Source organism: Bradyrhizobium sp. STM 3809 (genome assembly GCF_000239795.1).
In the GTDB taxonomy this organism is placed as follows: domain Bacteria; phylum Pseudomonadota; class Alphaproteobacteria; order Rhizobiales; family Xanthobacteraceae; genus Bradyrhizobium.
Genome location: NZ_CAFJ01000133.1, coordinates 1 through 11,093 on the forward strand (window position 1 = coordinate 1; position 11,093 = coordinate 11,093).

Annotated in this window: 9 protein-coding genes; 5 read left to right on the forward strand and 4 right to left on the reverse strand. The window is 65.6% G+C overall.

Annotated elements, in window-relative coordinates:
• Together BRAS3809_RS06665 and acs are read right to left on the reverse strand one after the other, a co-directional pair.
• On the reverse strand, positions 1 to 1,333 hold a 1,333-nt coding region (locus BRAS3809_RS06665), incomplete at its 3' end, for a hypothetical protein (protein ID WP_035655583.1).
• Between the two features lie 293 nt (positions 1,334 to 1,626).
• Positions 1,627 to 3,579, reverse strand: a complete 1,953-nt coding sequence (gene acs / locus BRAS3809_RS06670) for an acetate--CoA ligase (RefSeq protein WP_008961325.1) — start codon at positions 3,577 to 3,579, stop codon at positions 1,627 to 1,629.
• Positions 3,580 to 3,959: 380 nt separating this feature from the next.
• Between acs and BRAS3809_RS06675 the strand changes: the two genes are divergently transcribed.
• The gene (locus BRAS3809_RS06675) at positions 3,960 to 5,147 is read left to right on the forward strand and encodes a DNA topoisomerase IB (RefSeq protein WP_008961326.1); all 1,188 of its coding nucleotides are present in this window, start codon (positions 3,960 to 3,962) and stop codon (positions 5,145 to 5,147) included.
• A gap of 12 nt (positions 5,148 to 5,159) precedes the next feature.
• Here the strand turns inward: BRAS3809_RS06675 and BRAS3809_RS06680 are convergent, their stop codons facing one another.
• A complete protein-coding gene (locus BRAS3809_RS06680; RefSeq protein ID WP_240535612.1) occupies positions 5,160 to 5,528 on the reverse strand; it encodes a hypothetical protein in 369 nt (122 codons plus the stop codon).
• A 481-nt stretch (positions 5,529 to 6,009) separates the two neighbouring features.
• Between BRAS3809_RS06680 and BRAS3809_RS06685 the strand changes: the two genes are divergently transcribed.
• The 3 genes from BRAS3809_RS06685 (at position 6,010) to BRAS3809_RS06695 (ending at position 8,199) form a co-directional block, all read left to right on the forward strand.
• The gene (locus tag BRAS3809_RS06685; protein WP_008961328.1) at positions 6,010 to 6,564 is read left to right on the forward strand and encodes a fasciclin domain-containing protein; all 555 of its coding nucleotides are present in this window, start codon (positions 6,010 to 6,012) and stop codon (positions 6,562 to 6,564) included.
• Between the two features lie 207 nt (positions 6,565 to 6,771).
• Entirely contained in the window at positions 6,772 to 7,401 is a 630-nt protein-coding gene (locus BRAS3809_RS06690) for a cytochrome b/b6 domain-containing protein (RefSeq protein ID WP_008961329.1), read from the forward strand.
• Positions 7,402 to 7,416: 15 nt separating this feature from the next.
• The gene (locus BRAS3809_RS06695; RefSeq protein WP_008961330.1) at positions 7,417 to 8,199 is read left to right on the forward strand and encodes a molybdopterin-dependent oxidoreductase; all 783 of its coding nucleotides are present in this window, start codon (positions 7,417 to 7,419) and stop codon (positions 8,197 to 8,199) included.
• Positions 8,200 to 8,368: 169 nt separating this feature from the next.
• Here the strand turns inward: BRAS3809_RS06695 and BRAS3809_RS06700 are convergent, their stop codons facing one another.
• Entirely contained in the window at positions 8,369 to 9,565 is a 1,197-nt protein-coding gene (locus tag BRAS3809_RS06700) for a YbfB/YjiJ family MFS transporter (RefSeq protein WP_008961331.1), read from the reverse strand.
• A 271-nt stretch (positions 9,566 to 9,836) separates the two neighbouring features.
• On the opposite strand from BRAS3809_RS06700, the gene leuB reads away from it, so the two are divergent.
• Positions 9,837 to 10,949, forward strand: coding sequence for a 3-isopropylmalate dehydrogenase (gene leuB, locus BRAS3809_RS06705; RefSeq protein ID WP_008961332.1), 1,113 nt, complete (start codon positions 9,837 to 9,839; stop codon positions 10,947 to 10,949).
• Positions 10,950 to 11,093 lie beyond the last annotated feature (144 nt).

Genomic DNA, 11,093 nt, shown 5'->3' on the forward strand with positions numbered 1-11,093 from the left:
CCGATTTCTTCAGGATGGCGGCGGCGCCGGCTTCGTCGCCCTCGCCGGCCTTCTTGGCCGCAGCCTCGACCAGCGTGGCCTCGGTTTCCGCGTCATCCCGGCCACTCTGTTTCCGGACCTCATCCGCCAGTGAAGCGAGGGCGGTGTGAATGCTATCGACGTTGTTTGAACTGGCGGTCACCTTCGCCGTAGCGCCGCGACCGATCGCGATACCTTGCCCTTTGGCATCGATGTTCTCGTATTTGTCGCCCATGACCTTGTCTCCCTGCACCATGTCGCCATCGCCGAGGTTGATCCCGCCCGAAACTTGAAGGTTGGCGGCTTCCGATAGGTCGAGAAACTGGAGCATCTTTCGCACCAGGTTTGGCCGTATGTTGCTGTTTTGAAGTTGAACGCGGAGCGCCGCGATCCGTCCGGGATAAAGCCGCTCGAAGGCCGAGTAGCAGTATTGCACGAGATCGGCGGCCCGGAACGGCTCCATCCGCTGCCGCGAGCGGTTGATCTGCCGCGTATACTCATTGACGAGGTTCTGGACGCGGTCGTCATCGATCGCCGCAAGCGGCAAGGCGAACAGCAGCGACAGCGATTCGGCGTTCTGGAGCAGTCGCAGAGAGTAGGTTCGCACGTAGCGCGCCGCGAAGCGGAACTGCGATCTGCTGTCCGATCCGCCCGGTTCGATGCTCCGGCTTGGGGCGATCAAGATGACCTCTGTGCGTCGTGGCCGGGCGATCAGCGCGAGCTGGACCACAGCTTCGGTCTCCTGTTGGCTGCCGCGGTCAGGGGTGAGGGGCTGGTCACATTCCACGATACACACCGGCCTGCCGGTCTTGACCCATTCCGAATGGCTGGGCTGACCATGCGAGACCGTCACGTCCGCCCATAGCCTCGCCAGGGCTGGCGGCACCGACACGAGAGGGCCTTCGAAGCCGCCCTTCGCGATCCTGGCTTTCAGGTCGAGGAAGTAGCCGGCGGCTTGCAGCGCCGCCCTTTTGTCGATGTTGGGTGGCTCGGCGCCGAACAGAAGCTCGATCCTGCCATTGGTCAGGCCGTCGAAGTAGCAGGCCTTCCTGATCAGACGCAGTCGTCCCAATTGGTGAGCATCGTCTCGCCGTCTCAGCTGAACGGTCAGGGCATTGACGCCGAAAGCCAGTCGGTCCTCGCCAACCCATCCCTCGAAGCCGAGCTTCCGGCGTTGTCTGATTGCGCCGATGCTGCGAAGGTGAACTCCGTCTCCTTGGTCGGGAAAGGGCCATGTGGGCTTCGCAAGCCGGCGGAAGCCCGGGACCATCAGGGTCCGGTAATCGGAAAAAGGCAAGTAGATGCTGATCAGCATACAGCAAATGGGGGGATGTTCATGAGCACAAAGACCCCATCCCCGGCCTCCTGAGCGAGACGCTTGAGCGCCCCACCGATGACCACGGGCCGTTCGGCCCTGCCATCCGGAACCATCTTGTGTGACCCGGTCCTATGCCGGTGACACAACCTTAGCACGTAGATCCGCGATCGCGCAATATTCGTGTTCCATCGCACCGCCCCCGGATGCAAATCGACCCGCCACGGCGGCAGCAAACGCGAACGGCACCGCCGACCGCGTCGCTGCCGCCGATGGCGGCCGAGAGTCCGAACTCAGGCCTGCTTCTCCTTGCGGTTCTGCCGGTGCTGCACGAGGTCGTCGACCACGGCGGGATCGGCGAGCGTCGAGGTGTCGCCGAGCGCGCCCGGCTCGTCCTCGGCGATCTTGCGCAGGATGCGGCGCATGATCTTGCCGGAGCGGGTCTTGGGCAGGCCTTGCGAGAACTGGATCTGGTCGGGCGAGGCGATCGGGCCGATTTCCTTGCGGACCCAGGCGACGAGCTCCTTGCGCAGTTCCTCGCTCGGCGTCTCGCCGGCCATCAGGGTGACATAGGCGTAGATGCCCTGGCCCTTGATGTCGTGGGGATAGCCGACCACGGCCGCTTCCGAGACCTTGGCATGCGCCACCAGCGCGCTTTCGACCTCGGCGGTGCCCATGCGGTGGCCGGACACGTTGATGACGTCGTCGACGCGGCCGGTGATCCAGTAATAGCCGTCGGCGTCGCGGCGGCAGCCGTCGCCGGTGAAGTACTTGCCTTTGTAGGTCGAGAAGTAGGTCATCTCGAACCGGGCGTGGTCGCCATAGACCGTACGCATCTGGCCCGGCCAGGAGCGGGTGAGGCAGAGATTGCCCTCGGTCGCGCCTTCGAGCGTCTTGCCGTCGGCATCGACGATCTCCGGCACCACGCCGAAGAACGGCCGCGTCGCCGATCCCGGCTTCAGCTTGGTCGCGCCGGGCAGCGGCGTGATCAGAATGCCGCCGGTCTCGGTCTGCCACCAGGTGTCGACGATCGGGCAGCGGCCGCCGCCGACGACCCGGTGATACCACTCCCAGGCTTCGGGATTGATCGGCTCGCCGACCGAGCCGAGCAGGCGCAGCGAGGCGCGCGAGGTCTTGGTCACGGGCGCATCGCCGCCCTGCATCAGCGCGCGGATGGCGGTCGGCGCGGTGTAGAAGATGTTGACCTTGTGCTTGTCGATGACGTTCCAGAACCGTGAATTGTCCGGATAGTTCGGCACGCCTTCGAACATCAGCGAGATGGCGCCGTTCGCCAGCGGCCCGTACAGAATGTAGCTGTGGCCGGTGACCCAGCCGACGTCGGCGGTGCACCAGTAGATGTCGCCCTCGTGATAGTCGAACACGTATTGGTGCGTCATCGACGCGTAGACGAGATAGCCGCCGGTGGTGTGCAGCACGCCCTTGGGCTGGCCGGTCGAGCCGGAGGTGTAGAGGATGAACAGCGGATCCTCGGCGTTCATCGGCTCGCACGGACAATCCGTCGTCACCATCTCCGCGGCCTCGTGGTACCAGAGGTCCCGCGTCGGGTTCATCTCGATCTTGCCGCCGGTGCGCTTCACCACGACGACCCAGTCGACATTGTCGACCTTGTTCAGCGCCGCGTCGACATTGGCCTTCAGCGGCACCTTCCGGCCGCCGCGCAGGCCCTCGTCGGCGGTGATGACGACCTTGGAGTCGCAATCCTTGATGCGCTGGGCGAGCGAATCCGGCGAGAAGCCGGCGAACACCACGGAGTGGATGGCACCGATGCGGGCGCAGGCCAGCATCGCATAGGCCGCCTCCGGGATCATCGGCAGATAGATGGTGACGCGGTCGCCCTTTTTGACGTTGCGGTTGCGCAGGATGTTGGCCATCTTGCACACTTCGTCGTGCAGCTCGCGGTAGGTGATGTTCTTCGACTGCGAGGGATCGTCGCCTTCCCAGATGATTGCGGTCTGGTCGCCGCGGGTGGCGAGGTGGCGGTCGATGCAGTTGTAGGCGGCGTTGAGGACGCCGTCCTCGAACCATTTGATCGAGATGTTGCCGGGCGCGTAGGAGACGTTCTCGATCCTGGTCGGCGCATGGATCCAGTCGACCCGCTTGGCCTGCTCGGCCCAGAAGCCGTTCGGGTCATTGATCGAGCGCGCATACATCTCCTGGTATTTGGCGTCGTCGACGAAGGCGCGTTTGGCCCACTCGGCCGGGACGTCGTAGATCTTCTCGGACATTTCACACCCTCCACATGCGGCTCGCCATCGATACCCTCAGCAAGCCATCGTTGTTCCCACTATGCGTCCGCGTAACCGGCGGCGACAAGGCAAGACAAGTAGGACCTTCGGCGGGGAGGCAGTCTGCGCAGGATCAAAGAATTGTGCGCGGAGGTTGAGGAAGCCGGATTTGGCGGACCCCCGCCAAAGCCCATGGCATCAAGGTTACTCCTGAAGCGGTCCATTCGACGGTATCAAAAAACCTTTCTACGTGAATTTAGGGACTCGCCATCGGCGCTCCGACGCCCTAAATCGCCCTCAAGCTGTGGATAACCCGGTCGGAACTAAACCGTGGCCCGGGGCATTGAGCGGATGAACACGACGGCAGGGCGTCTAAAGCAATGATGGACCAGCAGAATTTCGAGAGTCCCAGGGTCGGCCCGGCCGATCCCGAGGTGGCGCTCGCGAAGGCGCTGGGCCAGTGGCCGCCGAAGCCGGCCCGCCGCAAGCTGACCCTGAAGGACCTCGCCCACGCGAAAGCCGCCAGTGCCCAGGCCCATGCCAAGACCACGGTCGAGGAACTGGCCAAGCGCATCGGGCTGAAGCTCGGCGATCAGTCGGAGCTGACGATCCGCCGCATCAAGCGCGGCAAGAGCTACAGCTTCATCCGCGCCAACGGCACCCAGATCCGCCATGCCGGCACGATCCGCCGGCTGCACGCGATGGCCGTGCCGCCGGCCTATCGCGAGGTGCGCTACGCCGCCGACCCGAGCTCGCATCTCCAGGCGGTCGGCATCGATGCGGCCGGCCGGCTGCAATATCGCTATCACGCCGATTGGGAGAAGGTGCGCGAGCATCGCAAGGCGCATCGTCTCGCCAAGCTGGTCGGCGCGCTGCCGCGCATCCGCCGCGCCGTGTCCAAGCATCTCGCCGGCGAGGAGCCGACGCGCGAGTTCGCGCTCGCCGCTGTGATCGAGCTGATCGCGCGCACCGCGATCCGCCCCGGGAGCGAGTCCTATGCGCGCCTCAACGGCACCCGCGGCGCCGCGACGCTGTTGAAGTCGAACGTCATTCTGGAAGACGACTGCCTGGTGCTGACCTTCAAGGCCAAGGGCGGCAAGGCGGTGCGCAAGGAATGCGATGCCGCCAAGCTGGTGCGCGCCGTCGGCATCCTGCGCGGCCTGCCCGGCCGGCGCATGTTCCAGTACCGCGACGCGCAGGGCGTGGTGCGCGCCGTCTCGACCACGCAGGTGAATGCGTTCCTGCGCGAGATCGCCGGGATCAAGATCTCGGCCAAGGATTTCCGCACCCTGATGGCGTCGGCGGTGGCGCTGGAGACGCTGTCGCGGATCACGCCGGCGGCGAGCGCGCGCGGCCGCAAGAAGCAGATCCTGGAGGCGATCCGCGCCGCCGCGGACGAGCTCACCAACACGCCGGCGATCTGCCGCAAGAGCTACGTGCACGACACCATCGTCACGGCGTTCGAGGACGGCATCCTCGAGCGCTTCGCCGCCACCATGAAGGGCCAGCGCTCGCAGACGCGGCGCGAGCAGCTGCTGGCGCAGGTGGTGACGGCCGTCTCGGCCTGACCTCACAATCCATCACGCCTGACAGCGCGGGCCGATCTTCGCCGACGCGAGGAAGCGCGCGATCGGATCGAGCTGCCGGCATGACGCGGCCGAGGTCTTCACGGGTTGCGGATTGCGCTTGGTCGGCCGGAACACGGCCGTCTTGCTCGTCGGCTTGGTCCGCCGCGCGGCGGAGCCAACACGTCCATCCGCTCGCACGGCCTTGGAGACCAGCGGCAGACGCGCGGCATCGTTGATGTCGACCGGCTGAGCCTCGAAGCTGCGATCGGATTCGCTCAGCGTATCAACGCCGGGAATCGGCTCGCGGATCAGCGACGACGTCGTCTCGCCGGCGATGTCGCCGGGCGTCACCGCGGCGAGCACCATCTTGGTAGCAAGCAAGCAGCAGATTATCACGAGGCAGAACCCCGCAATCCAGATCGTTCTGTTCACTGTAGGAAACCCCCGCCGATCGCGCCGGGCCGTGCAGGACATCCCCTTCCCGCAGCCGGCGTCGTGACGACCAATCAACCTTAAGAAAGTCTTACTCGCAATGTTTTCGGCAAGCTTTGCCGGCCCCGGCTGGCATCGTAGTTAATGGCCGAGCAGAGCCCGCCGTCATCAGCCAATGGCCGACCTCGTACTGATGAGACCCGCGCAGCTGCGACATTCCGGCGCGCGACATCTCGGCCAATGAACCGGCGAGACGATCTCGGTCGCCATTGGTTTCACGGATCACGTTAAATTATGCCGCGAAACTCGCTCGGCGCAGCGCGCGTAGCTCGGCCCGACACGACGCAAGAGCGCATCGCTCATCACAGCATCGGTGTCGCAGTCGAACTCATCACGCGGCGCTGCCGCCGCCATTGTTCAGGAGCTACCCATGTCCAAGCGCATTGCCTTCCTCGCTGCCGCCGCCTTCAGCGCGCTGTCGCTGACCTCGATCGCCGTCGCGCCCGCGCGCGCGGAGGAGAAGACCGTGATGGTCGGAGGCGCGGCGATGTATCCGTCGAAGAACATCGTGCAGAACGCCGTCAACTCGAAGGATCACACCACGCTGGTCGCCGCGGTGAAGGCCGCCGGCCTCGTGCAGACGCTGGAAGGCAAGGGCCCGTTCACCGTGTTCGCGCCGACCAACGCCGCCTTCGGCAAGCTCCCCGCCGGCACCGTCGACACGCTGGTCAAGCCGGAGAACAAGGCGACCCTGACCAAGATCCTCACCTACCACGTCGTGCCCGGCAAGCTCGAGGCCTCGGACCTGAAGGACGGCCAGATGCTCAAGACCGTCGAGGGCGAGCAGCTCACCGTCAAGCGCGAGGGCAAGAACGTCATGATCGTCGACGCCAAGGGCGGCACCTCGATGGTCACGATTCCGAACGTCAACCAGTCGAACGGCGTCATCCACGTGGTCGACACCGTGCTCATGCCGGCCTCCTGATCTCCGGTCGAAACACCGGTCACATCTGTTTCTTCCTCCTCCTCGCGGATGTGACCACGAGCGAGCCGGGCCCACCCCGGCTCGCTTTTTTGTGAGAGCCAGCGCGCTGAAAGCATCGATTTGCCGGTTTGAGCCCGTAACGGGCGGCCGATCTTTGGCGTATACCTGATTGGAACCTCCAGACCACCCCAAACCATCGAGCCCGTCATGTCCAGCATCACCGCCACCGAGACGACGATCGCCAGCTCACGGGCCAAGGTGATCCAGCCAGCCTGGGTCCGCGTCATGCACTGGATCAACGCCGTCGCGATGATCGTGATGATCATGTCCGGCTGGCAGATCTACAACGCCTCGCCGCTGTTCGACTTCCGCTTCGACCGCAGCATCACGCTCGGCGGCTGGCTCGGCGGCGCGCTGCTGTGGCACTTCGCCGCGATGTGGGTGCTGATGCTGAACGGGCTCGCCTATCTCGTCACCGGCCTCGCCACCGGCCGGTTCCGCCGCAAGCTGCTGCCGATCTCGCCGGCTTCCGTCCTGGCCGACATCAGGGCGGCGCTGACCTTCAAGCTCTCGCATGCCGATCTGACCGTCTACAACGCGGTGCAGAAGCTGCTCTATCTCGGCATCATCCTGGTCGGCATCGTCGTCGTTCTCACTGGCCTGTCGATGTGGAAGCCGGTGCAGCTGCACTGGCTGGTCAGCCTGTTCGGCGACTATCCGGCGGCGCGCTACGTCCATTTCGTCTGCATGGCGCTGATCTGCGCCTTTCTGCTGATCCACATCCTGCTCGCGCTGCTGGTGCCGAAGAGCCTGCGCGCGATGATCATCGGCCGCTAAGGAGGAGATACGATCATGGCCAAGCGTCCGTTCCTCATTCCCGGCGTCGACAAGCGGCTCCTGATCAAGGACTCGCTCAAGGCGATGCCCGATCTCACCCGCCGCCGCTTCCTCACGGGCGGCGCCAGCCTGGGCGCGCTGACCATGCTGACCGGCTGCGACGTCGTCGACGGCGACACCGCGGAGGAGCTCCTGAAGAAGGTCTCCAAGTTCAACGACGCCGTGCAGTCCTGGATCTTCAATCCGGACGCATTGGCGCCGACCTTCCCGGAAAGCGCAATTACCAAACCGTTCCCGTTCAACGCCTACTACACGCTCGACGAGGCGCCGGAGATCGACGCCGCCGACTGGAAGCTCGAGGTGCGCGGGCTCGTCGACAACAAGAAGTCGTGGACGCTCGACGAGCTGCACGCGCTGCCGCAGGTCACGCAGATCACGCGCCACATCTGCGTCGAGGGCTGGAGCGCGATCGGCTCCTGGACCGGCACGCCGTTGCGCGACTTCCTCAAGCTGATCGGCGCCGACATCAGCGCGAAATATGTCTGGTTCAACTGCGCCGACAAGGACGGCTACAATTCGCCGCTGGACATGCGCACCGCGCTGCATCCGCAGACCCAGATGACGTTCAAGTTCGCCGACCAGATCCTGCCGCGCGCCTATGGTTACCCGATGAAGATCCGCGTTCCCACCAAGCTCGGCTTCAAGAACCCCAAATACGTCGTCGCGATGGAAGTCACCAACGACTACAAGGGCGGCTATTGGGAGGACCAGGGGTATAACTCGTTCAGCGGGAGCTGAGCGCTTCTCTTGAATAGAATCGCGATCGCCGCCACGCCCTCCGCCGTCGTCCCGGCCTTGAGCCGGGACCCATACCCACAGCGAGTGGTTTGAGGCAGGCTGATCGTGGGCATTTTGCCAGTTACATCGGCCACGGCGTATGGATCCCGGCGTTCGCCGGGATGACACTTTATGAAGCGCGATCCCGCTTCAATTTGCCCTGCATCGCCGCCATCACCGCGCCGAGCAGCAGCAGTGCGGCGGAGACGTTGAGAGCATAGGTCAAACTCCCCATCGCATCGGTGATCGCGCCGACGGCGAATGGGCCGAGCGTCTGGCCGATGCCGAACGAGATGGTCAGCGCGGCGATCGCGCGCGGCCAGGCGCTCTGCGGCAGGTTGAGGCGGACGAACGCCGTGGTCGCGGTCGTGACGGTCGAGAAGGCGAGGCCGAACACCGCCGCCGACAGCGTCAGCATGACCGGCGAATGGCTGAGCGCGGGCAGGGCGGCGCCGACCGCATTCACGGTGAGGATCAGCGCGGTCGGCCAGCCGCCGCGGTCGAGCGCCAGCACGCGGCGCCACACCCAGGGTGTGGTGAAGCCGGCGAGGCCGATCAGGCACCAGAAGCCGGATTGCGCCGCCGCGCCACCGCCGAGATCGCGGACATAGGCGATCATGAAGGTGAGGTAGGCGATGTAGCCGGCGCCGTAGAGGAAGTAGCCGAACAGATAGATCGCCATCGGCCGCAGCGAGACGCGGTCCGCGCGTTTCTCCGGCAGCGCGGCGCTCGACGGCAGCCGCATCGCGAGCAGCGGCACGATCAGCACCGCGCCGACACCGGCGAGCACCGCCCACACGATCCACCATGAGCCCGGCCCGAATGCCTGCAGCACGAACGGCGCGATCAGGCCGGAGATGACGATGCCGAGCGGCGGTCCGGCATAGAACAGGCTCAGCACGAAGCTCGCCTGCGCCGGCCGCGCCAAGGCGACCCGCGCCGCCAGCGCACCGCCGGCGACCAGCGCCACGCCGGCGCCGATCCCGGTCACCAGCCGCGCCAGGCTGAGCGCGACGAAGTCGCCGGTCATGGCGCAGACCACGAGCGAGGCCAGCGCCGCCAGCGTGCCGCCGCGCACCGCGGCCAGTCCGCCGAACCGCCGCGCCGTGTGCGAGGCGATCAGCGCGCCGATCAGGTAGCCGGCGGCGTTGACCGTGTTCATGAAGCCGGCCGCCGAATACGACCAGTGCAGCGTGTCGCGCATGTCCGGCAGCACCAGCGCGTAGGCGAAGCGGCCGATGCCGAGGCCGATGATCGGCCCGAGCGACAGCGTGAGATTGGTCAACGCCGGGCGGGCCGGAGTCGGGTCTGAACGGGCGATTGGCAAGACATGCTCCGGCACGGCGATGGGCCGGCAAATCCTGCTGCGCGGCGGCGATTTTCGAGCACATTATCGCTCGCCCCGCCGCTACAGAAGACCTGCCCCGGCAATGGTGGCTTGCCAAGGGCGCAGGAGGGCTTTAGCACTCCGCCGATTTTGACAGCTTCATTGCCGGCCGCCTGCCCTCGATCCGATCGGCGGCAGGCCGGCAATCCCAAGCATCATGGATGCCCCGGGCCAGAGCCCCGGGCGTAACCAGCCCACGAGGACAACGACCATGGCGACCCAGAAACTCCTTTTGCTGCCCGGCGACGGCATCGGCCCCGAAGTGATGGCCGAGGTGAAGCGCCTGATCGGCTGGCTCAACGCCAAGGGGCTCGCCTCGTTCGCGACCGAAGAGGGCCTGGTCGGCGGCGCCGCCTATGACGCCCACGGCGCCTCGATTTCGGAAGCCGACATGGACAAGGCCAAGGCGGCCGACGCCATCATTTTCGGCGCCGTCGGCGGCCCGAAGTGGGACGGCGTGCCTTATGAGGTCCGCCCCGAGGCGGGCCTCTTGCGCCTGCGCAAGGATCTCGGCCTGTTCGCCAATCTGCGTCCCGCCGTGTGCTATCCGGCGCTCGCCGATGCCTCCAGCCTGAAGCGCGAGATCGTCGAGGGCCTCGACATCATGATCGTGCGCGAGCTCACCGGCGGCGTCTATTTCGGCGAGCCCAAGACCATCACCGATCTCGGCAACGGCCAGAAGCGCGCCGTCGATACCCAGGTCTACGACACCTATGAGATCGAGCGCATCGCCCGCGTCGCCTTCGACCTCGCGCGCAAGCGCAAGAACAAGGTGACCTCGATGGAGAAGCGCAACGTCATGAAGTCGGGCGTGCTCTGGAACGAGGTCGTCACCGCGGTCCACAATCGCGAGTACAAGGACGTCACGCTCGAGCACCAGCTCGCCGATTCCGGCGGCATGAACCTCGTCAAATATCCGAAGATGTTCGACGTCATCGTCACCGACAATCTGTTCGGCGACATGCTGTCGGACATCGCGGCGATGCTGACCGGCTCGCTCGGCATGCTGCCGTCGGCCTCGCTCGGCGAGGTCGATGCCAAGACCCACAAGCGCCGCGCGCTCTACGAGCCGGTGCACGGCTCGGCGCCTGATATCGCCGGCAAGGGGCTTGCGAACCCGATCGCGATGCTGACCTCGTTCGGCATGGCGCTGCGCTACTCCTTCGACATGGGCGCGCTCGCCGACAAGCTCGACGCCGCCGTCGCCGCCGTGCTGGCCTCCGGCCTGCGCACCGCCGACATCAAGGCCGAGGGCTCGACCCCGGCCTCGACGGCGCAGATGGGCGAGGCGATCATCAAGGAGCTGGAGAAGCTGACGGCGTAGGTGGAGGGGGTCTTCAAGTTCCCGTTCTCTGTCACGTGAACGCTGCGCCCTCCTCCTTGCGAGGAGGGCGTTGGCATATGAGAAATGAGCGCTGGCGCATTGAGTGACCCAGCCCATGGGGTACTCCGTCATGCCCGGGACAAG